Source organism: Croceivirga sp. ABH4_376, assembly GCF_056160685.1.
Genome location: NZ_JBSWXQ010000002.1, coordinates 849079 through 874694 on the forward strand (window position 1 = coordinate 849079; position 25616 = coordinate 874694).

At 35.8% G+C, this 25616-nt stretch carries 22 protein-coding genes and 1 other RNA gene; 19 read left to right on the forward strand and 4 right to left on the reverse strand.

The features are described from left to right. The first annotated feature begins 67 nt into the window (after positions 1-67). The 18 genes from ACXAGS_RS08000 (at position 68) to ACXAGS_RS08085 (ending at position 21342) form a co-directional block, all read left to right on the forward strand. On the forward strand, positions 68-862 hold the full coding sequence (locus tag ACXAGS_RS08000; protein WP_474906030.1) for a TrmH family RNA methyltransferase: 795 nt from the start codon (positions 68-70) through the stop codon (positions 860-862). Between the two features lie 5 nt (positions 863-867). Beyond that, positions 868-2100, forward strand: a complete 1233-nt coding sequence (locus tag ACXAGS_RS08005) for a M48 family metallopeptidase (RefSeq protein WP_474906031.1) — start codon at positions 868-870, stop codon at positions 2098-2100. 44 nt (positions 2101-2144) lie between these two features. Continuing rightward, complete coding sequence (locus ACXAGS_RS08010) at positions 2145-4349, forward strand: RelA/SpoT family protein (RefSeq protein ID WP_474906032.1); 2205 nt, start codon at positions 2145-2147, stop codon at positions 4347-4349. A 40-nt stretch (positions 4350-4389) separates the two neighbouring features. Then, the gene (locus ACXAGS_RS08015; protein ID WP_010520127.1) at positions 4390-4845 is read left to right on the forward strand and encodes a Fur family transcriptional regulator; all 456 of its coding nucleotides are present in this window, start codon (positions 4390-4392) and stop codon (positions 4843-4845) included. Positions 4846-4856: 11 nt separating this feature from the next. Next, on the forward strand, positions 4857-6125 hold the full coding sequence (locus ACXAGS_RS08020; protein ID WP_474906033.1) for an adenylosuccinate synthase: 1269 nt from the start codon (positions 4857-4859) through the stop codon (positions 6123-6125). A gap of 24 nt (positions 6126-6149) precedes the next feature. Beyond that, positions 6150-7121: an aminodeoxychorismate synthase component I gene (locus tag ACXAGS_RS08025; RefSeq protein WP_474906034.1), complete on the forward strand. Its 972-nt coding sequence runs from the start codon at positions 6150-6152 to the stop codon at positions 7119-7121. Continuing rightward, complete coding sequence (locus tag ACXAGS_RS08030) at positions 7105-7707, forward strand: aminotransferase class IV (RefSeq protein WP_474906035.1); 603 nt, start codon at positions 7105-7107, stop codon at positions 7705-7707. Before ACXAGS_RS08025 ends, ACXAGS_RS08030 begins: the two co-directional genes overlap by 17 nt. An 86-nt stretch (positions 7708-7793) precedes the next feature. Beyond that, positions 7794-9437 carry a GH35 family beta-galactosidase gene (locus ACXAGS_RS08035; protein ID WP_474906036.1) on the forward strand — a complete coding sequence of 548 codons (1644 nt, stop codon included), beginning with the start codon at positions 7794-7796 and terminating at the stop codon, positions 9435-9437. Positions 9438-9563: 126 nt separating this feature from the next. Further along, positions 9564-11258 (forward strand): OstA-like protein, encoded by a 1695-nt coding sequence (locus ACXAGS_RS08040; protein WP_474906037.1) that lies wholly within the window; start codon positions 9564-9566, stop codon positions 11256-11258. A gap of 23 nt (positions 11259-11281) precedes the next feature. Next, positions 11282-12472 carry an aspartate aminotransferase family protein gene (locus ACXAGS_RS08045; RefSeq protein ID WP_474906038.1) on the forward strand — a complete coding sequence of 397 codons (1191 nt, stop codon included), beginning with the start codon at positions 11282-11284 and terminating at the stop codon, positions 12470-12472. A gap of 85 nt (positions 12473-12557) precedes the next feature. After that, on the forward strand, positions 12558-13964 hold the full coding sequence (locus tag ACXAGS_RS08050) for a tetratricopeptide repeat protein (protein WP_474906039.1): 1407 nt from the start codon (positions 12558-12560) through the stop codon (positions 13962-13964). Positions 13965-13998: 34 nt separating this feature from the next. Beyond that, a complete protein-coding gene (locus ACXAGS_RS08055; RefSeq protein ID WP_474906040.1) occupies positions 13999-14913 on the forward strand; it encodes a polyprenyl-phosphate transporter in 915 nt (304 codons plus the stop codon). A gap of 9 nt (positions 14914-14922) precedes the next feature. Beyond that, positions 14923-15966, forward strand: coding sequence for a DUF368 domain-containing protein (locus ACXAGS_RS08060; RefSeq protein ID WP_474906041.1), 1044 nt, complete (start codon positions 14923-14925; stop codon positions 15964-15966). Next, complete coding sequence (locus ACXAGS_RS08065) at positions 15920-16669, forward strand: shikimate dehydrogenase family protein (RefSeq protein ID WP_474906042.1); 750 nt, start codon at positions 15920-15922, stop codon at positions 16667-16669. Before ACXAGS_RS08060 ends, ACXAGS_RS08065 begins: the two co-directional genes overlap by 47 nt. A gap of 145 nt (positions 16670-16814) precedes the next feature. Further along, positions 16815-18839, forward strand: a complete 2025-nt coding sequence (locus ACXAGS_RS08070) for a DUF349 domain-containing protein (protein WP_474906043.1) — start codon at positions 16815-16817, stop codon at positions 18837-18839. 95 nt (positions 18840-18934) lie between these two features. Continuing rightward, positions 18935-20392 (forward strand): potassium/proton antiporter, encoded by a 1458-nt coding sequence (locus ACXAGS_RS08075; RefSeq protein ID WP_474906044.1) that lies wholly within the window; start codon positions 18935-18937, stop codon positions 20390-20392. 34 nt (positions 20393-20426) lie between these two features. After that, complete coding sequence (locus tag ACXAGS_RS08080) at positions 20427-20798, forward strand: hypothetical protein (protein ID WP_474906045.1); 372 nt, start codon at positions 20427-20429, stop codon at positions 20796-20798. Positions 20799-20880: 82 nt separating this feature from the next. Continuing rightward, the gene (locus ACXAGS_RS08085) at positions 20881-21342 is read left to right on the forward strand and encodes a hypothetical protein (RefSeq protein ID WP_474906046.1); all 462 of its coding nucleotides are present in this window, start codon (positions 20881-20883) and stop codon (positions 21340-21342) included. Positions 21343-21373: 31 nt separating this feature from the next. On the opposite strand, the gene rny is transcribed toward ACXAGS_RS08085, so the two are convergent. From rny to ACXAGS_RS08105, 4 genes are all read right to left on the reverse strand, one after another. Continuing rightward, positions 21374-22945: a ribonuclease Y gene (gene rny / locus ACXAGS_RS08090; protein WP_474906047.1), complete on the reverse strand. Its 1572-nt coding sequence runs from the start codon at positions 22943-22945 to the stop codon at positions 21374-21376. Between the two features lie 52 nt (positions 22946-22997). Then, positions 22998-23104, reverse strand: a non-coding RNA gene (gene ssrS, locus ACXAGS_RS08095) — 6S RNA. A 55-nt stretch (positions 23105-23159) separates the two neighbouring features. Continuing rightward, positions 23160-23456, reverse strand: a complete 297-nt coding sequence (locus ACXAGS_RS08100) for a cell division protein ZapA (protein WP_010520111.1) — start codon at positions 23454-23456, stop codon at positions 23160-23162. 16 nt (positions 23457-23472) lie between these two features. Continuing rightward, on the reverse strand, positions 23473-23763 hold the full coding sequence (locus ACXAGS_RS08105; protein ID WP_474906048.1) for a hypothetical protein: 291 nt from the start codon (positions 23761-23763) through the stop codon (positions 23473-23475). A 154-nt stretch (positions 23764-23917) separates the two neighbouring features. Here ACXAGS_RS08105 and ACXAGS_RS08110 point away from each other — a divergent pair, with 154 nt between their 5' ends. After that, on the forward strand, positions 23918-25612 hold the full coding sequence (locus ACXAGS_RS08110) for a M23 family metallopeptidase (protein ID WP_474906049.1): 1695 nt from the start codon (positions 23918-23920) through the stop codon (positions 25610-25612). Positions 25613-25616 lie beyond the last annotated feature (4 nt).

Below are 25616 nucleotides of genomic sequence, written 5' to 3' on the forward strand. Positions count from 1 at the left end.
CAATTATGTTTTCTATCTAAGTCGCTTTTAAAACTATTTGTTTACAGGAATAACTAATTTTGCGGCTATGTCTACCATAAAAGAAATAACCAGCGTGCAAAATGCCTTAGTGAAGAAAATGATTTTGCTCAAAGAAAAATCCCGAGAACGAAAAAAAACTGGCTTGTTTGTTATAGAAGGGCAAAGAGAGTTAGATTTAGCCTTGAAAGGTGGATATGCTATTGAAACGCTTTGTGTTTGTCCGGAAATCACAAAAATAGAATTTGCACAAGCAGATTTGAAAAAAAAGACAATCCATATCTCTAAAGAAGTATTTAAAAAAGTAGCGCATAGAGATACAACCGAAGGTATATTAGCCGTAGTAGAAAGTAAAGACCATACTTTACAATCCTCATTTAAACTAAAAGAAAACCCTTTGATTTTGGTAGCAGAAGCACCAGAAAAGCCAGGTAATTTAGGCGCCATACTACGTACTGCAGATGCTGCTAATTTAGATGCTGTTTTAATAGCAAATCCTAAAACGGACCTGTATAACCCTAATATTATTCGTTCTAGCGTTGGCTGTATTTTTACCAATAAGATTGCTACCGGTAGTACTGAAGAGCTTATCAATTTTTTAAACGGGGAAAAAATTAAAATTTTCTGTGCAGCATTATCTGCATCCAAAAATTATATAGAAGCAGATTTTACCGGTAGTGCTGCTATTGTAGTAGGCACAGAAGCTACTGGGCTTACGGCAGAGTGGCTAAACAATTCTTTTCAAAATGTAATTATACCCATGCAGGGCGAAATTGATAGTATGAACGTATCTGTATCCGCAGCAATACTTATCTTTGAAGCCAAACGCCAGCGCGGATTTTAATCGTTATGCAGAGTAGCCTTCTTTTCTATTGCATTATAACAATTGTAGTTGTTCAATATTTAATAGAACGCTATCTAGAGTTCTTAAACAACAAATCATTCTTAAAACAACTACCAGATGAACTAGCAGATGTTTATGATCAAGAAGCATATGCAAAGGCAAAGGCCTACCAACAAGCAAACTATAGATTTGGTAATTTTCAGAATTTATTTTCTTTAGTACTTACCCTTACTTTTTTACTTTTTGGTGGATTTAATTGGATAGACACTTGGGTAAGGAATTACACAGAAAACCCAACATTAATGGCCGTGCTTTATTTTGGACTCTTATTTTTTGGAAGCAGTTTGTTGGCCATACCATTTAATTATTACCAAACCTTTGTAATAGAGACCGCATTTGGTTTTAACAAAACAAACAAAAAAACCTTTTTATTGGACATTTTAAAAGGATGGCTTTTGGCTTTCTTATTTGGAGGTGGGTTGCTGGCCTTGGTAATTTGGTTTTTGCAATGGGCCGGTCCTAATTTTTGGTTATACGTATGGGCAACGTTTGTAATAGTCATGGTTTTTGCCAATTTATTTTATAGCAAACTTATTGTTCCCCTTTTCAACAAACAAAAGCCCTTGGAACATGGCCCTTTAAAAATTGCTATTGAAAAGTATGCACTAAATGTTGGGTTTAATCTCCAAAACATCTTTGTTATAGATGGCTCTAAACGTTCCACAAAAGCTAATGCCTATTTTTCTGGTTTTGGAAAACAAAAAAGAGTTACACTTTTTGACACCCTTATAAACGATTTGAACCAGGAAGAAATAGTAGCTGTATTGGCACATGAAGTTGGTCATTATAAGAAAAAACACATCCTGTTTAACCTATTTACTTCAATTTTATCAACTGGTTTTACCTTGTTCGTACTTTCGTTATTTGTTAACAGTCCGGAGCTCTCTTTGGCTATTGGTGTAAAAACACCAAGTTATCATGCGGCCCTACTCGGTTTTGTTTTACTGTATAGCCCAATATCCACGCTTACCGGCTTGGTCATGAATTATATATCTAGAAAGTTTGAATTTCAAGCAGATGATTTTGCCAAAGAAACCTATGCCGCACATCCGTTGATCAGTTCCTTAAAAAAATTGTCCAAAAATAATTTGACCAATTTAACCCCACACCCCGCCTATGTTTTTATGCATTATTCGCATCCGCCGCTACTAGAGCGTATAAGAAATCTTAAGGCATAATTTTTGTTGCTTCCAAATAAAGATTGGCGTAAATTTATTTTACTATGACGGAAGCTGCGATAGAACAAGAAAACAAAGAAATTGCACAACAGTATAAAGAGTTGTTGCGAATTAGTTACCAAACCTTAACAGACGAGGATAAAAAACTAATACGTTCTGCTTTTGATGTAGCTGTAGATGCGCATAAAAACCAAAGAAGAAAATCTGGCGAAGCCTATATCTTTCACCCTATTGCGGTAGCCAAAATCGTAGCCTCCGAAATTGGTTTAGATGCTGTTTCTATTGCTTCTGCCCTTTTACATGATGTGGTAGAGGATACAGAATATACGTTGGCAGACATAGAACGCTTATTTGGCGAAACCGTAGCGCGGATAGTAGATGGCCTTACCAAAATTGCCCATCTTAAAAAAGACATGAACATTAGCCAGCAGGCAGAGAACTTTAGAAAAATGTTACTCACCCTGCATGATGATGTGCGTGTAATCATTATTAAAATAGCAGACCGTTACCACAATATGCTCACCATGGATAGTATGCCAGAGCATAAACAGGTTAAAATAGCTTCAGAAACCCTTTATATCTATGCTCCCCTAGCACATAGAATTGGGTTATACAATATAAAAACGCACCTAGAAGACCTCAGCTTAAAATATACGGAACCAGATGTATATAACGATATTTTCAACAAAATTGAAGATACCGAAGAAGAACAGCAAGAATACATAAATGCGTTTACAAAAGTTATAGAAGATGCCCTAGATGAAGAGGGGCTTAACTATCATATAAAAGGTAGGATGAAAAGTATCTTTTCCATCCGCCGTAAAATGATGGCACAAAATATTGGCTTTGATGAAGTTTATGACAAATTTGCCATTAGGATAATTTATAGGTCTGATCGTAAAAACGAAAAATTCTTGGCATGGAAAATATATTCCATTGTTACAGACCATTTTACCCCTAACCCAGTGCGTTTAAGGGATTGGATTACCTCCCCTAAATCTACTGGCTACGAGGCCTTACACATAACGGTAATGGGGCCACAAGGCAAATGGGTAGAAGTACAGATACGTAGCGAAAGAATGCATGAAATTGCAGAAAAAGGGTATGCCGCCCACTTTAAGTACAAGCACGGTAACCAAAACGAACAAGGTATTGAAGAATGGCTAAACCGTTTGCAAGAAGCACTGGAAGGAGACAATGGCAATGCCGTTGACTTTGTAGAGGAATTTAAGCTTAACCTGTACAGCAAAGAAATATTTGTCTTTACGCCAAAAGGAGAACTAAAATCATTGCCAAAAGGAGCCTCTCCTTTAGATTTTGCATTCCATATACATACAGAGGTGGGCATGCGAACCCGCGGTGCAAAAGTCAATGGTAAATTGGTACCGCTAAATACAAGGCTTAAAAGTGGTGATCAAGTAGAAATTATAACTTCGGCTATTGCAAAACCAAATCAAAACTGGTTAGATTATGCCCATACTGCAAGAGCCAGGGCGAAAATAAAATCATCCCTTAGAGAGGAGAAAAAAGAAATTGCAGAAGAAGGTAAGGAAACCCTTAGAAGAAAACTACGTTCACAAAAAATAAACCTCAACGAAGATGTAGTGAACAAAATGGTTAATTTCTTTAAACTAAAAACCAGTTTAGACCTCTTTTTCAGAGTTGGCAATGGGGCAATAGACAATCAAAAAATTAAAGATTTTGCCTCTTCTTACAACAATGCATTTATCAACTTCTTTAAAAATAAAATTAGGAAAACACCTGTTTCAGAAGATTTAGATAAAGAAGAAATTACACAGAAATACGATATGCTCGTATTTGGTAGTGAGGAAGAAAAATTAAACTATAAGCTATCAAAATGTTGTAATCCTATACCCGGTGATCCTGTTTTTGGCTTTGTTAGCGTAAACGATGGTATAAAAGTGCATAAAAAAACCTGCCCTAACGCCATACAATTACAAAGTAACTATGCATATAGAATCATGTCTGCTAAATGGATAGATTCTACACAAGAAGAATTTAGCGCGGATATTAAACTTACGGGTATAGATAATCTTGGGTTAATGAATGAAATTACCAACATAATTTCGGACAATATGCATGTAAATATGCGTAACCTAAATTTTAGTGCAGAGGGCGGTACTTTCACCGGAAAGATAACCGTTGTGGTAAAAAACAAGAGCATTCTGAAAAAACTTATTGACAATCTGAAAGCCATCAACGGTATTGACAAGGTAGTGCGAATTTAAATAAAGATGTTACCTTTGCTAAGTTGATTGTAGCACTATTATGGGGAACAATAAGAACCAAGAAATCGTAAAAAGTGTTTTTACCAAGTTTTTAGAAGAAAACGGCCATAGAAAAACACCGGAACGTTACGCTATTTTACAGGAAATATATGAGAGCGATGATCATTTTGACGTAGAATCGCTTTACATAAAAATGAAAACCAAGAATTACCGTGTTAGTAGGGCTACCCTGTATAATACCATAGAATTACTTCTGGACTGTAAATTGGTACGCAAGCATCAGTTTGGAGGTAGCCAAGCACAATACGAAAAATCTTATTTTGACCGTCAGCACGATCATGTAATCTTAACAGACACCGGAGAAGTTGTAGAATTTTGTGACCCTCGTATACAGTCTATCAAAAAGACCATAGAAGAGGTTTTCGATATCAAAATCAATAACCATTCCCTATACTTTTACGGCACAAGAAATAAACAAGAAAACGTAACCGACTAAGCAAACACTTAATGGTAGATTTATTATTAGGACTCCAATGGGGAGACGAAGGTAAGGGTAAAATTGTAGATGTTCTTACCAAGGATTATGATATAATTGCCCGTTTTCAGGGTGGTCCAAATGCAGGACACACACTTGAATTTGATGGTATTAAACATGTTTTACATACCATACCTTCCGGAATTTTTCATAAAAATGCCATTAACGTTGTAGGCAACGGGGTGGTTATAGACCCTGTAATCTTTAAAAAAGAATTAGATAATTTAAACCAGTTTAGTATAGATTACATTTCTAAACTATTGATTTCTAGAAAAGCACACTTAATTCTACCTACCCACCGTTTACTAGATGCCGCTTCTGAAACGGCAAAAGGTAAAGCTAAGATTGGTTCTACCTTAAAAGGAATTGGACCCACTTACATGGACAAGACCGGAAGAAATGGTATGCGCGTAGGTGACTTAGAATTTGTAGATTGGAAAGAAAAATATAGAGCTCTAGCAGATAAGCACGAAGCAATGATTGCTTATTACAACGTAGACATACAATACAACTTACCTGAGCTAGAAACCGAATTTTTTGAAGGTGTGGAAACCCTTAAAAAATTGACCTTTATAGACAGTGAGCAATATATTTTTGATGCGATGGCCGCTGGTAAAAAGATTTTGGCGGAGGGCGCTCAAGGTTCGCTTTTAGATATTGATTTTGGAACGTATCCGTTTGTAACTTCATCTAATACAACCGCGGCAGGCGCCTGTACAGGTTTGGGTGTTGCTCCAGGTAAAATAGGAGATGTTCTAGGTATTTTTAAGGCATATACTACAAGAGTAGGTAGCGGACCGTTTCCTACGGAATTATTTGACCAAGATGGGGAAACCATGGGCCGTGTAGGCAACGAGTTTGGAGCCACAACCGGTAGACCAAGACGTTGCGGATGGCTAGACTTGGTCGCGTTAAAGTACGCTGTTCAAATTAATGGAGTAACCGAGTTAATGATGATGAAAGCCGACGTTTTAAGTGGTTTTGAAACGATTAAGGTATGTACGGCCTATCATTATAAGGGTGAAGAAATTGAACACCTACCTTATAATATTGAAGCAGAAAACGTTACACCAATTTATAAAGAACTTAAAGGTTGGTCTGCAGATTTAACTAAAATGACCAAAGCAGAAGAATTACCAGCTGCTTTAAATGATTATATTGCATATTTAGAACAAGAACTAAACGTTCCTATCAAGATTGTTTCCGTAGGTCCAGACAGACTACAGACTATCTTACGATAGTAAACTAATTAGATAAGTACCTTTATGGATAGGCTTTCTTTTGAAGAAAAGACAACGGTTTTTTTGGAAAAAGGAAAGCCTTTCTTTTTTCTAATCAATTTTGACCAAACACAATTAATTGCCTTTGATTTTGAAGAAGCTAAAGAGCAAGGCATTTATTTTGATATTAAAGGTAATAGTAACGTAACCAAGCAAGAGGTACTAACTCCTATCCCAGAATTCATAACCGAACCATTGCCATTCTCAAAATATGAAAATGGGTTCAGTTTGGTTAAGCAAGAAATTTTAAAGGGTAATAGCTTTTTGTTAAACCTTACCTACCCTACTCCTATTTTAAATAATTTAGATTTAGAAAATACCTTTTATACAGCGCAAGCACCTTATAAATTATATTACAAAGACAATTTTGTTTGCTTTTCGCCAGAGTGTTTTGTAAGGATAAAGGACGATTTTATCTACTCGTATCCTATGAAGGGTACCGCAACCGCCAACATGGCCAATGCAAAAAAAATGCTCCTAGAAAATGCTAAAGAAATTCAGGAGCACAATACAATTGTAGATTTAATAAGAAACGATTTGTCCCTTGTTGCTAAAGAAGTAACCGTTACCAAGTATAGGTATTTAGAAAAAATAAATACTAAGGATGGCGGGCTTTACCAAACCAGTTCAGAAATAAGAGGAAAATTACCAGCTAATTGGAAAAAGAATTTTGCAAGCCTATTGTTTAAGATGTTACCTGCTGGCTCTATAAGTGGGGCACCTAAAAAACAAACCGTGAAAATAATTAAAGAGGCAGAACAATATGATAGGGGTTTTTACACGGGAATTTTTGGAATCTTTGATGGAGAAAAAATAGATTCTGGTGTGGCAATTCGTTTTATTGAGAAAACAGAAAATGGCTATGTCTTTAAAAGCGGCGGTGGCATTACGCATCAAAGTATAGCAAAAGAGGAATACCAAGAACTACTGAAAAAAGTGTATGTACCCACTCTTTGAAACCCTATGCGTACAAGACGGTGTTATTAAAAACCGTTCTTTTCATGAAGCTCGATTTAATAAAGCGTTCTACAAGTTTTTTGGATACTTACCTAATTATAATTTACTTGATACTATTGAAGTTCCTAATACATTTACTAAAGGAACAGTTAAGTTAAGAATCGATTACAATCAGCAAGGAACAGTACCAAAGTTTACTTATTATTCACCAAAACCCATTAATACCCTACAAGTAGTTCACGATAACCAAATAGACTATAATCTAAAATTCACCCAAAGAGACCCTTTAACCCAGCTTTGGCAAAGAAGAGGCAACTGTGATGATGTTCTTATTTGTAAAAACGGTTTTATAACCGACACCTATTTTGCCAACATCCTGTTTAAAAAGAATGCCAAATGGTATACCCCAAAAACATTTTTACTAAATGGTACGTGTAGACAACGACTTTTACAGCATAAGCTTGTAGAAACCCAGGATATTACCATACAAAACTTAAAAAAATTTGAAGGGTTTCAACTAATAAATGCAATGCTGGATTTTGAACCTCAAAAAATCATCCCAATACAACAGATAAAAACCAATTAGGTTTTCGTAAAAGTTTAGTAAGCTTTTTCACTTTCCAAGCTTTAATGTAAGGCACTTAAGTAATTTTCTTCTACTAATTACTAAGCATGCAAACTAAACTTAAAATTCAAAGTATACTCATACTATTTTTTACCTTATTCTGGTCCTATTTAATGTTAGGACAATCTTTACCAAGATTAGGCAAAATAGGAAACAAAGATGTATTATTGGTAAATAATGAGCCCTACTTAGTACTAGGTGGGGAATTGGGCAATTCTACGGCAACTTCAAAAGCGTCTATGTCTACTGTATGGCCAAGATTAAAAGAGCTCAATTTAAACACTGTTCTAATACCAATTTATTGGGAGCTTTTAGAACCAAAACCCAACCAATTTAATTTTGATTTGGTAGACGAACTAATACATGATGCAAGAGCCCATAACCTAAAACTAGTTATTCTATGGTTTGGATCTTGGAAAAATAGTATGTCTAGCCATGTACCGGCATGGGTAAAAACCAATTATAAAAAGTATCCTAGAGCCAGGGATGATAAAGGTAATGCACAAGAGATATTAAGTCCGTTCTACGAAGCTAACTTAAAGGCAGATTTAAATGCCTACACCGCATTAATGCAGCATATTAAAGAAGTGGATGGTAAGGAAAATACCGTTATTATGATGCAGCCAGAAAATGAAATAGGTATGTTACCTGTTGCCAGAGACCATAGCAAACTGGCCAATGAAAAGTATGCCGAACCCGTTCCAGAACAATTAATGGCGTATTTATTAGCTAATAAGAAAAAACTAAATCCAGAGTTTAAGTCCATTTGGGCCAAAAATGGATATAAAAATTCAGGAAATTGGGAAGAAGTGTTTGGAAAAGGTATAGCCACCGAAGAATTATTCATGGCCTATTATTTTGCAAAATATACCAATAGCATTACCCTAGCAGGTAAAGAAATTTATCCAATTCCTGCATTTGTAAATGCTGCTTTAAATGCCCCAGGCAAAGCACCAGGCTCTTACCCTAGTGCTGGTCCCTTGCCTCATTTATTGGATGTTTGGAAAGCCGCCTCACCCGCCATCGATTTCTATTCACCAGATTTTTATAATCCCGATTTTGAACAGTGGAACAATTTATACACCAGACAAGACAACCCTCTTTTTGTTCCGGAACATAGTTTTGACAACACTGTAGCTGCCAAAGCTATTTTTGCCATTGGCAAGTACCAAGCTTTGGGGTTTTCCCCTTTTGCCATAGAGCAAAATCCAAATGAAGCGCTAAACCCTAAAGAAAAACTTTTAGCGGAAACTTATAAAACCCTGGGCGAACTAGCACCATTTTTATTTTCCCAATGGGGAGAAAATAAAATAAAAGGGGTTCTTTTAGATAAAGAAAATAATACCAGTACGTTTGTCTTGGGAGATTATGAATTTACCGCCAGCCACACCCATAATTTAGGTTGGGATGCACGATCAAAAGATGATCATTGGGAGCAGGCAGCAGCTTTAATCGTTCAAACCGCTAAAAACGAATTCTATTATTTAGGTTTTGGTACTTCGTTCACCTTCAAAAATCTTAAAAACAACAAAACTGTCGGTATTTTAAAAGCGGAATCAGGACACTTTGAAAACAATGCTTGGAAAGTTTATCGCCATCTTAATGGAGACCAAACACATCAAGGCAGGCACATAAGGGCATTCTTGGGTAACGTTTCATTACAAAGATTTACCCTATATGAGTATGAATAGTAATTAATAACCCCTTATCCTTTTACAGAATCAACTTTATGTAATCTTAGTTTGGGTATTAAATCTATCTAAACTAAAATCCTTTCTTTGTGTAAAAACCTTACTTTTGGGCAAAATTTCAAGCAATTGAAAAGATGTATACTTTTTTGTGCTTTTGTATTTATAGCTAGTGCAAAAACAGCCGCACAGCAGACAGAAAGCAAGAAAATAAATATTGTTTACGGGGCCAACCTTATAAAAGACGAGGAACAATTTCCTGGAGCAACCATATTTAGCAAAGACGATACCAGACAATTACAGTTTGAACATCAAGGGGCAGACCTGTGGTGTGATGTAGCTATTTTCTATTCCGAAGCCAATACACTTAAAGCAGTTGGTAACGTAAGATTACAACAAGGCGATAGTATTGAAATGAATAGTGGCAAATTAGACTATGATGGAAATAGCAAAATAGCAAGAGCCTATGAAGCCGTAGATTTAACGGACGGTCAAATGACCCTAACTACCGATACGTTGTTTTTTGATAGGGAAAAACAAGAATCTTTTTACAAAACCGGTGGTAAGGTAATAGACTCTGCCAATGTACTAACCAGTACTATTGGCACCTATTTTATGGAATTAAAGAAAGTTCAGTTTCAAAAAAATGTCCACATAGACAATCCAGAATATACCATTGATTCTGAACAATTGAACTATTACCGACTTACTAAAAATGCCTATATGTACGGGCCTTCTACCATTATAGGCGAAGAGTACACCATTTACTGTGAACGTGGTTTCTACGATACTAAAATTGAACAAGGATATGGTGTAAAAAACACTAAAATAAATTACAACAACCGTATCATAGAGGGCGATAGCGTTTTCTTTGATAAGGCTACGTCTTTTGCATCTGCCACAAATAATATTAAGGTTACAGACACCGTAAACAATGGGGTTATTAAAGCACATTACGCGGAAGTTTTTAAGGAAAAAGACTCGGTATTCGCCACTAAACGTGCAGTGGCAATAAGCTTGGTTCAACAAGATTCCCTTTACATTCACGGAGACACCTTAATGGTTACCGGTAAGCCCGATGCAAGGGTTTTAAGAGCATTTAGAAATGCCAAGTTTTACAAAACCGATATGAGCGGCAAATGCGATTCTATTCATTCCGCAGAGGCCACCGGCATAACACAATTAATTACGAATCCGGTATTGTGGAATTTAGACAACCAAATGACAGGGGACAGTATTCATCTAATTTCGGATTTAGAAACCGAAAAAATGGATTCCTTACGGGTTATAAATAACGCTTTTATTACGGCATTTGATACCATTGGAAAAAAGGGTTACAACCAAGCAAAAGGAAAAGACCTCTTTGGAAAGTTTATAGAAAATGAATTAAAAATTGTAGACTTAGTTAAGAACACAGAGGTTATCTATTATATGTATAATGATGAAAACGAGCTAGTTGGCATAGACAAGACCATTTGTAGTAAAATTAGGTTAGAATTGGCCAATAGTGATATAGAAGACATTACCTTTTTTGTAAATCCTGAAGGCAAAATATATCCTGAAACAGATTTACCAGAGGAAAATAGAAAATTAAAAGGTTTTATTTGGCGCGGAGATGAACGCATAACCTCTAAATCGGAAATTTTTGATGCCGATGATAACAATATCATATTGGTAAAAATTAGAGGCATAGACCAACCCGTGGATATTGATACCGAAGAGCAAGAACGTGGTGGTTTACCTCTAGTTCCTAAAAATGCGCCAAAGAATAATAAGGCTATCAGCACCAAACGCCCTAAACTTAAAAAAGTTGGCGGTGTATAATACAAAAAATGAGACGCTGATTTATGGAGAAGGATTATTACAAATACCAAGCACAAACTTCGCCCTACCCATTGGGTATGCAAGTATCCCGTGCTTTGGGCAGCTATATTTATGATACAAATGGCCAAGCCCATTTGGATTTTGTGGCCGGGGTTTCTGCTTGTAGCCTAGGCCATTGCCACCCAAAAGTGGTTAAGGCCATAACCCAACAAGCAGAACAATATATGCATGTAATGGTTTACGGTGAATACATCCAGGCACCAGCCGTGGAATACGCCAAATACCTTGCATCATTATTACCAAAAACGTTAGAAGTTACCTATTTAGTAAATTCTGGAACAGAAGCTATTGAAGGGGCACTAAAGTTGGCGAGACGCTTTACAGGACGGTCAGAAATACTAGCCGCAAAAAATGCCTATCACGGAAATACAATGGGTAGTTTAAGTCTAATGGGCTTAGAAGAACGCAAAGCATCCTTTAGACCATTGATTCCTGATGTGGGGTATATTCAATTTAATTGCGAGGAAGATTTAAAATACATCACAACAAAAACTGCGGCAGTAATATTAGAAACCATACAAGGTGGTGCGGGATTTATTGAACCCAAGAACAAGTATTTAGAAAAAGTTAGAAAAAAGTGTACAGCTGTTGGTGCACTATTAATTTTAGACGAAATACAGCCCGGATTTGGACGTACCGGCAAATTATTTGCTTTTGAACATTACAACTGCATCCCAGATATTTTGGTAATGGGTAAAGGCATGGCCTCTGGCCTTCCGGTTGGCGCGTTTACTGCTTCTCAAGAAATCATGGCTTCGCTTAAGAACCCAAAAATGGGGCATATTACCACTTTTGGCGGTAATCCTGTCATTGCGGCAGCAGCTTTGGCAACACTAAAAGAAATAAAGGAAAGTCAACTTATGGGTCAGTGCCTAGAAAAAGAAATATTCTTTAAATCACTTTTGGTACATCCTTTGATTAAAGAGATTAGAGGCAAAGGATTAATGTTGGCATTAATCATGAAAAATGACCAAATAGCCAATGAATTGGTCCTAAGAGCCAAAGAAGAAGGGCTTATACTTTTTTGGTTATTGTTCGAAAGTAAAGCGGTTAGAATTACACCTCCGTTAACTGTCTCTGAACAAGAAATTAAGGAAGGATGCACTAAAATTTTAAAAATATTGGATACCCTAAACGGGGAAACTGTTAACTAATTTGTTAATAAGAACACAAATTAAGACTTAAAATAGGAGCAATATCCTGCTAATTTTAAGTCCATAGTTAATCCAAACTAGACCTATGGCGTTACATACTAACGAAAATAATAATCCCACGGTACACAAGTTCGAGTCTATGTTAAAGACAGACGATGTCTATTTCTTTGACGCGGAAGACTTTGAAGAGATAATTCATCATTACTTAAATCTTGGTAAAGTATCCCTAGGAAAAAAGGCAATTCAATTAGGTTTGGAACAACATCCGAATTGCATTGAAATAAAATTGCTTCAAGTAGAAGTTTTGGTTTTTGAAGATCAATTTACCAAAGCAGAATCGCTCCTAGACCATTTACAATCCTTAGATGCACATAACGAAGAAATTTTTATCCAGCGCGCAAACATTCTTTCTAAAAAAGATAATCACGCTGGAGCTATTGATATGTTAAAGAAAGCCTTAACTATTGTGCAAGACGAGGATAGCTTTGATGTCTATTCACTAATGGGCATGGAGCATTTATTTATGGATAACTATTTAGAAGCTAAAAAGTGCTTTATACAGTGCCTAACTTATGATGATTCTGATTACTCTTCCCTATACAATGTAATTTATTGTTTTGAATTTTTAGAAGATTTTGAAGGGGCTATCAGCTTTTTAAACAAGTTTTTAGAAAAGAATCCTTACTGTGAAGTAGCATGGCATCAGTTGGGTAAAATGTATATTGAAAAAAACATGTGGGAATCTGCACTAGGCGCATTTGACTTCGCCATAATTAGTGACGATACCTTTTTAGGTGCCTATTTTGAAAAGGGCAAGGTTTTAGAAAAACTAGGAAAACTTAATGAAGCCATAGCTTGCTATGAAACCACTATTGAAATAGAAGACCCTACCTCTCACGCCTATTTAAGAATTGCAAAATGTCATGAAAAACTAGGCAATGATGATTTGGCAAAATACTATTACTACAATACGGTACATGAAGATCCACTGTTAGATAAAGGATGGTTGGCCATTACCGAATTTTATCTTAGAAAAAAAGATTATGAAAAAGCCTTGCACTATATAAATAAGGCTATAAACATAGATGGTGACAATGCCTTGTACTGGAAAAGAAATGCAGAAACCTTTTTTGCTTTAAATAACATAGACGAGGCCGATTTTGCCTTTAAACAAGCTGTAGAATTGGGTAATTATGAGTTAGATACTTGGACCAATTGGGCCAAGGTTTTAAAACAACTTAATGACTCTGAAGCTGCCATTCAAGTTTTGCTACAAGGTTTGGAATTTTACCCCAACAATGCAGAAATATTGTACCAATTAACTGGGCTCTATTTACGTTGTAACAATTTTGAAGAAGCTAAAGAAAACTTTGGTGTAGCGTTGCAAATAAGTCCAAAAAAATCTTCAATCTTCTTAGAGTTATATCCAGAATACGGTCAAATCAAATGGATTCAAGATTCCCTTAAAAGAAATCAAAGGGCTTCTACCTAAATGGGTATCTTTGCAGCAATATAGATAGTAGCTTATGCCAAGAAAACTAATAGATTATCTGTGGGTTACCCTAAAGGGTATGGCCATGGGAGCTGCAGACGTTGTACCAGGGGTATCTGGAGGTACCATCGCCTTTATTTCTGGAATATATGAAGAGTTAATAAATTCAATAAACGCCATTAGTTTTTCTTTGCTTAAAGAAATCAAAGAAAATGGTATTAAAGCCGCTTGGAATAAAATAAACGGCAATTTCCTTTTGGCGCTTTTTACTGGCATTTTTATTAGTGTTTTGTCGTTGGCCAAACTATTAACTTGGCTTCTAGATAATGAGCCTATTCTATTATGGTCCTTTTTCTTTGGATTAGTAGTTGCCAGTATTTTCTTGGTGGGTAAAGAAATAAAAAAGTGGAGTGCCGTTACCGTAATTATTTTAATAGCAGGAGCGGCCATCGCATTTTACATAACTAAACTTCCACCTAATGAAAATGTAGATTCCTATCCATTTTTATTCTTATCTGGTGCGCTTGCCATTTGCGCTATGATTTTACCGGGAATATCCGGCGCTTTTATTTTAGTTCTTCTTGGTTCGTACAAAACTATTCTAGAAGCGGTTCACCAACGTGATTTTGCCATTATAGCAACTGTTGGCGCTGGAGCCATTTTCGGTTTATTAAGTTTTGCACGTTTACTTAAATGGATGTTCAAAAACTACAGAAATACCACATTGGCGCTATTAACCGGTTTTATTTTGGGGTCTCTGAACAAAATATGGCCTTGGAAAGTTGTGTTAGAAACTAAGGTTTTTGATGACAAGGTTATTCCTGTTGCTGAAATGAATATATCACCCTTTAATTACGAAGGTGATCCTAAATTAATTCTAGCTTTGGTTCTAGCCCTACTGGGCTTTTCGGTTATTTTTATTCTTGAAAGGTTAGCTGCGAAAAAATAGGAATACCAAATGCAACAACAAAAAACCCGAACAATAGGCGATAAGTTGTTCTTGGTGATCAAGGGACTTTTCATGGGTGCTGCCAATAAGGTACCTGGTGTTTCTGGCGGAATTGTTGCTTTTGTAGGCGGGTTTTATGAGGAGTTTATTTATTCCCTCCAAAAAGTAAACCTAAAGGCTTTTAAATTACTGTTTAATGGAAGGTTCCGCAGTTTTGTTAGATATATAAACGGCACTTTTTTAGGGCTTCTAATAACCGGAATGCTTATTAGTTATTTTAGTGTCTCTAGGCTATTAGACTACTTTCTAGAGCGAAAAGAATTATACGTATGGGCCGCTTTTTTTGGTATGATCATCGGTTCTATTTACTACATCTCCAAAGATTTTAAAGACTGGAATAAAAAAACCATCCCCGCCGGAATCATTGGTTTGTTAATTGGTATCTCCATTAGTTTTTTAAATCCGGCAAAAGAGAACGACAACCTATTATTTATTTTCTTCTGTGGGGTAATAAGTGTTTCGGGCATGACGTTACCAGGCCTTTCCGGCTCCTTTATTCTAATTCTAATTGGTAATTATGTGCTATTATTGGTAGATTCCGTAAACAGCCTTTACTTTACTATTTCAGAATTAATCCAGGGCGATTTTAGTTTTGTGAACAACCCTTCCCGTTTAAAAACACTAAAAATATTGGCTGTTTTCACCTTTGGATCCGCCACAGGTCTAGTTACCTTATCCCATTTTTTAGGCTATTTATTAAAACATCACAAAAAAATAACCACAGCTGTAATTATTGGTTTTATAACCGGTTCTTTAGGGGTTTTGTGGCCTTGGAAAAAAACCATTTATAAAACAGATATAGATGGTAATTTTTTATTAGACAGCAACGGGGATACTATAATTTTAAATTACCAACGTTATTTACCCAATTTGGGAAATATGGAAACATGGGGTGCCATCTTTTTTATCATCTTTGGCATTTTTGTTTTATTAAGTTTAGATTGGTATGGAAAAAACAGAAATGAAAACCAAAAGACTAGGGTTAATAGGTAAGAATATATCTTATTCGTTTAGCAGGGGGTATTTTAAAGATAAGTTTACAACACTTAATTTAAACGAATATTCTTATGAAAATTTTGACCTAGAAAGCATTTCAGATTTTAAAAAATTAAAAGACTGCACAGATATTGTTGGTTTTAATGTTACTATTCCGTACAAACAGGAAATAATACCTTTTTTAGACGAATTAGACCCGCAAGCACTACAAATAGGCGCAGTTAACACCATTAAAATAAAAAATGGTAGTTACATAGGGTACAATACAGATGCCTATGGATTTAAAATTTCAATTACACCTTTTATTAAACCACATCATAAAAAAGCGTTGATTTTAGGTACCGGTGGTGCCAGCAAGGCCATAGCATTTGTATTGAAAGAATTGGGCATTGCCTACACTTATGTTTCTAGAAACCCAAAGCAAAATCAGATGGGTTACCACCAGATCGATGAAAAAGTTCTTAAAGAATATACTTTAATTATTAATTGTAGTCCTGTAGGTACCTTCCCAGAAGTGGATAAAAAACCAGACCTACCCTACCAGTATATAACGAATCAACATATTTTATTCGATTTAATCTATAACCCTTCAGAAACCGCTTTTCTATCTGAAGGCAAAAAAAGAGGAGCCGCCGTACAAAACGGTCTAGCCATGTTAAAAGGCCAAGCCGAAAAATCCTGGGAAATCTGGAACAGCTAACATTCCATTCTAATTATTCCTTCGCTTTTGCAATAAAGAATTAAAAGGCTTATTAAGAATCATTACTTTTGTCTATGGTAGGTATTATTTATAACTTACCGCAATAGAATGAGCCATCAATCTAACTTAAAACCGAACAACTGTGATGGAGAACGAAGCAAATAAACCACAGGAAACTGCTGGGGGGAATGAAAATTTAGAAAAAAATACCGAGAATCTTTCTGAACAAGAAATTGAGGTTAACTCTGAGGCTGAAAACTTAGGAGCACCTGAAAATACGGATGCATCCGATCAGGAAACCAAGCAAGAAGATGAGGTACAAGATGAGATAGATAAGGAAAATGCCGAAGATGCCGAGGATACGGAGAACGAAAAAAGGCACGAAATTCCTTTCTTGGACTACCATTCCATGAGCATGGAAAATCTTGTTGGAGAGTTACAAAAACTGGTCAAAAACGAAAAAGTACAAGCTATTAACAAGCATGTTAATACCATAAAACAAGAGTTTGACCAAAAGTTCCGTGACTTTTTAGAAGAGAAAAAGGAAGAGTTTATAGATGGTGGCGGTAACGAAATTGATTTTAGATATAACTCCGTAACCAAAAGACAGTTTAACGAAGTTTACAAGGAGTATCGTGAAAAACGTGATACATACTACCGTAATCTAGAAAAATCTTTACAAAGCAATTTAGAAAATAGATTGGCCATTATAGAAGAGTTAAAAAGTTTGGTCAATGTAGAAGAAGATATAAATACAACTTATAAGAATTTTAAAGAACTACAGGAAAAGTGGCGTAATGCCGGTCCTGTACCAAGAAACTCTTATAACGATGTTTGGCGGACCTATCACCACCACATGGAAATCTTTTATGATTTTCTACACTTGAATAGAGAGTTGCGCGATTTAGATTTTAAACACAATCTAGAAGAAAAGCAAAAACTTATTGCCAGGGCAGAAGCTTTAGTTTCAGAACCAGATTTAAACAAAGCTTTTAGAGAGCTACAAACCTTGCACAAGGTTTGGAAAGAAGAGATAGGCCCGGTTGCCAAAGAAATTAGGGAAGAAGTATGGGAAAAGTTTAGTACGGCTACCAAAGCCATGCACGCCAGAAGACAAGAATACTTTGCTTCTCTAGAAGAAGTTTATGAAGGGAATTTGGTTACCAAAAACGAAATTATTGCCAAAATAAAGTCCGTTTCTGAAAATGTGGCCAATAGCCATAAGGGTATTCAAAATCAGATTAAAGAGATTGAAGCGCTAAGAGAAGAATTCTTTAAGGCCGGTAAAGTACCACAACGTGTAAATGAAGAAACTTGGGCGCGCTTTAAAGAGGCCGTTAGAAAGTTCAACAAAAAGAAAAACGGTTTTTACAAGGAGCTTAAAAAAGAACAGCAAGACAATCTAGATAAAAAAAGAGCCTTACTAGAAATTGCGGAGTCTTTAAAAGACAGTGAGGATATGGAGAAGGCTACTCCAGAAATGAAACGCATTCAAAACGAATGGAAAAAGATTGGCCATGTGCCAAGAAAGTATTCAGATAAAATTTGGAATGAGTTTAAAGCTGCTTGCAACCATTATTTTGATAGGTTACACGCTCAAAAGAAAGAAGATAATAAAGAGGAATTTGCAAATTTTGAGGCCAAGTCTGAATTGATGGAAAAGCTAAAAGCTTTTCAACTTAGCGGAGATAGAGAAAAAGATTTACCAAAAATAAAGACGTTTATTGCCGATTGGAAGAAAATTGGCCATGTACCGTATAACAAAAGGCACATCAATAGCAAATTCAACAAGATAATAGATGCCTTATTTAAAAAGTTAGATATTTCCAAGCAAGAATCAGAATTGCTTAAATACGGGGATAAAATTAAGCAATTGGCCAATGCAGATGATAACGAACGTGCCATTGGTAACGAACGTGTTTTTATTAAGCGTAAAATTGATGAAAGCAAGAGCGAAATTAGACAGTTAGAAAACAACCTACAGTTCTTCTCGAATGCTTCTGAGGACAATCCGTTGGTAAAAGATGTTATCAATAATATTAATAGACATAAGGAGGCTTTAAATACTTGGAAAACCAAGTTAAAGAACCTTAATATCATGGAAAACCAACTAGCTAGAGAAGAGGAAGAACAAGCTGCTGAAGATAACAATAGCTCAGAAGAAGAATAAAATTTCTGATAATACCTATTGGCCTGTTTATTTAGTGGAAGTTTAACAACCCACTTGATAAACAGGCTTTATTTTTACCCCAAAATAAAGTAGATATGGAGCTTACCATAGAAAATATTTTATTAGTTGGGTCCTTACTGCTTTTTATAAGCATAGTTGCAGGCAAAACTTCCTATAAATTTGGAGTACCAACTTTACTACTTTTCTTAGCTATTGGAATGTTAGCCGGATCTGATGGCATTGGTGGTATTGCTTTTAACAACCCAGAACAAGCACAATTCATTGGTATTGTATCCTTAAACTTTATTTTGTTTTCTGGTGGCCTGGACACCAATTGGAACGCGGTTAAACCTATTTGGAAAGAAGGAGCCGCACTCTCTACGGTTGGTGTATTGTTAACGGCTACCAGTTTAGGCGCTTTTGTATTTTTTGTTAGTGATTTTACCCTAATGGAAAGTATGCTCGTGGGGGCTATCGTTTCATCAACAGATGCTGCAGCAGTTTTTTCCATACTTCGTTCTAAAAATATCGCCTTAAAAACCAACTTAAGACCAACATTAGAATTAGAAAGCGGTAGTAACGACCCTATGGCCTACGTACTAACCATTACCTTTTTATCTTTAGTCGTAAACCAGAACCAACCTATTTTAAGTGTACTACCATCCTTTTTTCTTCAAATGATATTAGGTGCCGCATTGGGTTACGGTTTTGGACGCGTAAGCAAATGGATCATAAATAAGATTGAATTAGGTTTTGAAGGCCTATATCCTGTTCTTGTAATTACCTTAATGTTTATAACTTTTTCAGCTACGGATACCCTAGGCGGCAATGGTTTCTTGGCTATTTACATTTGTGCGGTTTATTTAGGAAACCATGATATTATACATAAAAAGACCATTTTAAAAATGTACGATGGTTTAGCTTGGCTCATGCAAATTGTACTTTTCCTTACCCTTGGTCTTTTGGTATTTCCCAGCCAAGTAGTTCCCTATATTGGAATAGGTTTGTTAATCGCTCTATTCCTAATCTTTGTAGCCAGACCTATTGGTGTTTTTATAAGTTTGGCCCCATTTAAAATGCAATTGGCAAGACGGTTTTATATCTCTTGGGTTGGCCTTAGAGGTGCTGTACCTATTGTATTTGCTACATATCCCTTATTGGCAGGTATAGAAAAGGCGAATATTATTTTCAATATTGTTTTCTTTATCTCTGTAACTTCTGTACTTGTACAAGGCACTACCTTATCTGTTGTTGCCAAATGGCTTAAAGTTATACAACCAGATGGTGAAAAAATAATTAACGAAACAGAACAGTTTATTGCTGAACTTCCTAAAAACACCCTTACAGAAGTTACTATTTCTGAAAATAGTAAAGCGATTAATAAAAAAATAGTTGATCTACACTTTCCCGTTAACGCTATAATAGCCATGATAAAAAGGGACAATTCTTTTATAACACCTAAAGGCGCTACGGTTCTACATGCAAGGGATACGTTAGTTATTCTAGCAGAAAGCAAAGAAGATTTACACAACGTTAAGAACTGCTTAAAATAGTTTACATTATAGGTAGTTGCAGTACCTTTGAACTATGATTTCTAGAAGAAAAATATTCAAAAGCTTTATACTACTACTGTTGTATGTAGCTGGGATTGTTGTACCACAAATTTTGGGTACTTCTTCTAGTTTGTTAATTAATCAAGAGTTTTCTCAACAAAAGAAATCTGAGTTTAAAAAAGGGGGGCAAAATGAAATTGTCTATCCAAGTGAATCCTCTTCCTACTCTAATGGTCCAACGGCTTTAAAGCTTATAAATATAATTCCGTTTGCTACAACAACTGCAATACTACAAAGGTTAGTTTGGCATGGTAAGCTTATACATTTAAAAATAACAAGCGGACAAAAAGTAACACCTAACCTAACTACGCGGGTAATCATATTTCCTTTCCACACGTTTTCCTGACCATAAACTATTTATTTAATCTTAAGAAAGCCGTAATTAAACTTATAGGTTGTAGTACAACTTATTACTAATAAATAGAAAGATGGATTTATATAACTCTCTAATAGGGTTACTACTTCTTGTAGTATCCTTTTCCCCATTTGTAATATTGACTGCAAGTGGTGCTAAAAAATCAAAGAAAATTAAACAGGAAATTGAAGCAGTAGCCAAAAAAAGTTATGGCACTATTGTAGAATTTGGACATGTAAACAATTTGGCGTTTGCCATAGATGCCCATAATAATTACTTCTACATAAAGAAAGATAATAACATAAAAACCTTTAAGTTATCTAATTATATCAGTTGCAACTATTATGAAGATAGACAGCGTAAAGGAAATGGTAAGAACCGCATGGAAATCTTAGTAAACTGTGGTTTGGAATTAATTGCCAAAAGCGGCACTAACATAAAAATAGAGTGCTATTCTATAACAAAGAAGATACAGCCTAGTGGAGAGTATGAGTTTGCCCAGAAGTGGAGTAAACTTATACAAGATAGGTTGTAAAGAAAAAGCCCCGATAATCGGGGCTTTTTTATTATTTGGCTACGTTTACAGAACGTGTTTCTCGTATAACCGTAATTTTAACCTGACCGGGATAGGTCATATCCGTTTGTATTTTTTGAGATATATTAAAAGATAATTCAGCCGCTTGATCATCATTTACCTTTTCACTCTCTACAATTACACGAAGTTCCCTACCTGCTTGTATCGCGTATGCTTTTTGTACACCGGTAAATCCAAAAGCAATATCTTCTAAATCTTTAAGACGTTGAATATAAGAATCCAATACTTGTCTTCTTGCGCCAGGTCTAGCGCCACTAATGGCATCACAAACCTGAACAATAGGCGAAATTAAACTTGTCATTTCTATTTCATCATGGTGGGCTCCAATTGCGTTACACACCTCTTTTTTCTCGCCATATTTTTCTGCCCACTGCATTCCTAAAATAGCGTGAGGCGTTTCAATTTCCACCTCCGTATTAGGAACTTTTCCTATATCATGTAATAACCCTGCACGTTTGGCCAATTTAGGATTAACACCCAACTCTGCTGCCATTACACCACATAATTTAGCTACCTCCCTAGAGTGTTGCAGTAAGTTTTGTCCGTAAGAAGACCTATATTTCATTCTACCAACGGCTTTTATCAATTCTGGATGCAAACCATGAATTCCCAAATCGATAACCGTACGCTTACCAATTTCTGCTATTTCCTCGTTAATTTGCTTTTCGGTCTTTTTAACAACCTCTTCAATTCTGGCTGGATGTATACGACCATCTGTAACCAATTTATGTAATGATAATCTAGCAATTTCCCTTCTAACAGAATCAAAGCAAGATAAAATTATTGCTTCTGGAGTATCATCAACTATAATTTCTACCCCTGTAGCTGCTTCAATTGCGCGTATGTTTCTACCTTCCCTACCTATAATCCTTCCTTTAACATCGTCAGATTCTAGGTTAAATACAGAAACACAGTTTTCTACAGCTTCTTCGGTACCTATTCGTTGAATAGTATTAATAACTATTTTCCTTGCTTCTTGCTGTGCTGTAAGTTTAGCTTCTTCTAAGGTGCTCTGTACAAATGCCATTGCATCTGTTTTGGCCGTTTCTTTCAAAGATTCTAACAACTGGCCTTTTGCCTCATCGGCAGATAGCCCAGAAATAACTTCTAGCTGTTGCACCTGGCTACGGTGTAGCTTTTCTACTTCGGCACGCTTTTTCTCTAAGATGTCGCTTTTATATTCAACCTCCTTAAGCTCTGCCTCTAATTGTTCTTTTAGGCGTTTATTCTTGGCTAACTCACTACCTACCTGGGATTCTTTGTCCCTAGTGCGTTTTTCCGCTTCGGCAATTTTTTTGTCTTTGTTAATAATAACCTTTTCATGCTCTGCCTTTAACTCTAAAAACTTCTCTTTGGCCTGAAAAATCTTGTCCTTCTTTATGTTTTCGCCTTCTTTCTTGGCGTCTTCTATAATTTTGCTTGCTTCTTTTTTAGCATTACCTAAAATTTGGGTTGCCTTGCCTTTTTCCAACATTTTGGCAATACCAAAACCTATGGCTAAGCCAACCACTGCAGCTATTATTCCTATTAGTGTTATATCCATTTCAATTTAGTTTGATTTAAAAAAAAACCCACATTGGACGGAAGTTTTGTACAAACTCCTTTAAACAGGTTTAGGGTTAACAGATTGATCAAGGATCCTTTCTAGAAGGCCTGCTTTTACAACCTAAACTCACCCTTTTTAATTGTATTAGTGTTGAGTTTGTCAAAAAATAAGTACCAATGTGGGTAGTAACTGTAATTTTATTTTAAAGAACTTATTCTACAGTTAGTTTAGAGCGTACCAGCTGGTCTAAGGCCCGTAACCTTTCCCTAGCTTCTTTAACACTCTCTGACTCCTGTATGTCTCCTTGCTCAATTTTAGAAGCAAACTGTAAAGCACACATAGCAAGTACATCTTGCTTATCTCTTACAGCATAGTTCTGCTCAAACTTTTTGGCCAACATATCAATGTTTTTAGCCGCTCTTCGCAGACCTTCTTCTTGTTTTGGATCTATGGTTAAGGGGTAAACCCTATCCGCAATCGAAAGCTTAATTTTTAGCTTCTCTCCCATATAATTAATAGTACACTTATTCTGCCAATTGTGCTATACAGCTATCAATTTCCCTAATTAGTGCGTTTATCTTGAGCTTTGCCTCTGTTTTGTTTGTATTACCACCCACCATTGTACTTGCCAGCTTTAGGGACTTATATTTTTGTTCCCATTCTAGCAAAACCTCCTTATCTACTTGTCGTTGACTTTTTAGAACCTCTAAATTGCGCTCCAATTCTTCATTGGTTTGCTTAAGCAGTTCTAACTTATGTAATAGCTTGCTTATTTTGTTTTCCAAAGAATCAACTAAATCAACAAGTTCGGCCATAAGCAGAGTACAATGCGTATTTAAACAAAAATAACATACCTGTACAAATCAAGCAATAGTTTTAGCATTATTCTTTTTAACGTTATCCTTTGCAACTTCAATTTTTTGTTTAACCCCTATTGGTTACTTTAGTGCTCAAAATTGTACAAACTATATGCAAGCACGCATTCTTTTCTTGTTTTTAACTGTTACACAGCTTATTATTGCCCAAAAAGAATATCCACAAGATTTTTTTAGATCCCCTATGGATATACCAATTGTACTTGCAGGTACTTTTGGCGAATTGCGATCTAACCATTTTCATGCTGGTCTAGATATTAAAACACAGTTAAGACAAGGTTTGCCAATCTATGGCATTGCAGATGGTACGGTTACTAGAATAAAAATATCGCACTGGGGTTATGGCAAAGCTCTTTATGTAGCCCATCCAAACGGGTATACCTCTGTATATGCACATTTGAAGAAGTTTGGACCAGAAATAGAAGCGTATATAAAGAAATTACAATACAAGAAAAAGTCTTATGAAATTGAGGTTTTTCCTGAGTATGGTGAACTAAAAATAAAAAAAGGAGATGTTATTGCCTATAGTGGCAATACCGGTGGGTCTTCTGGACCACATTTGCATTTTGAAATTAGAAGTAGCGTAACGGAAAAGCCTACCAATCCGCTACTTTATGGTTATGAGGTTAGAGACGCAACAAACCCTACCCTATTGGGACTGTTTGGATATCCGTTATCTGATGATGCCCAAATAAACGGTAGCGAAAATAAATTACAGCTAAATTTTTCAAAACAAGCAGACGGAACCTTCCTTGCAGACGAAATAAGAGCCTCTGGTACAATAGGCTTTGGGGTAAATGGTTTTGACCGGCAAGATATGGCTGCAAACAAAAACGGTATCTATAACGTGGTACAAAAAGTAAATGGTAAAATCTACTCTGCGTATGACTTTGAAACCTTTTCTTTTGCTGAAAGTCGCTACATAAATACGCTTATAGATTATGAGCATTTTGGAAAATACAGGCAGCGCGTTCAAAAGCTATTTAAAGAACCTGCAAATAAACTAGGAATTTATAGCAAGTTATATCAAGACGGTAAAATTAACGTACAAGATGGCATGGATTATACCGTAGAAATTCTGCTAGAAGATTTTGAGCACAACCAAACCAAACTAGTAATACCTATTAAAGGGAGTAACGTACCAATAAAATCAAAAAAAGACATTAATAAAACAGACCATTTAATACTAGCCAACAAACCGAATAGTTTTGATTTAGGAGGTGCAAAGGTTTATTTTCCAGAAAACGTTTTCTATGAGAACTTTTATATTGATTTAGAGAAAGGAACGGATACGGTAAAAATTCATGACAATACCGTTGCGGCCCATAGAAATTTCACCATAACTTTTGATGTTTCCAAATACAACTTAGAAGCCCGTAAAAAAATGTTTATTGCTCGTTTACGAGAAAATGACAATATGCCTAGCTATAGCAAAACCTATAAGCGAGGTAATACCTTTACGACAAGAACAAAAACATTTGGAAGGTATACCTTATCCAAAGATACCACGCCGCCCGTAATTACGCCCAATAACTTTAAGGCAGAGAAATGGCTTAACAATTACAATTATTTAAGCCTAACCATTGCAGACGATTTAAGTGGAATTAACACTTATTCGGCAACGCTTAACGGAGAATGGATTTTAATGGAATATGAGCCAAAAACTAGAACAATTACCTACAATTTTGATGATAAAATTTTAACTTCAACAAAATGTGAATTAAAAGTAACCGTTACAGATAATGTAGGCAATACAACTATTCTTGAGCAAACATTCTACAGAAAGTAAAAGC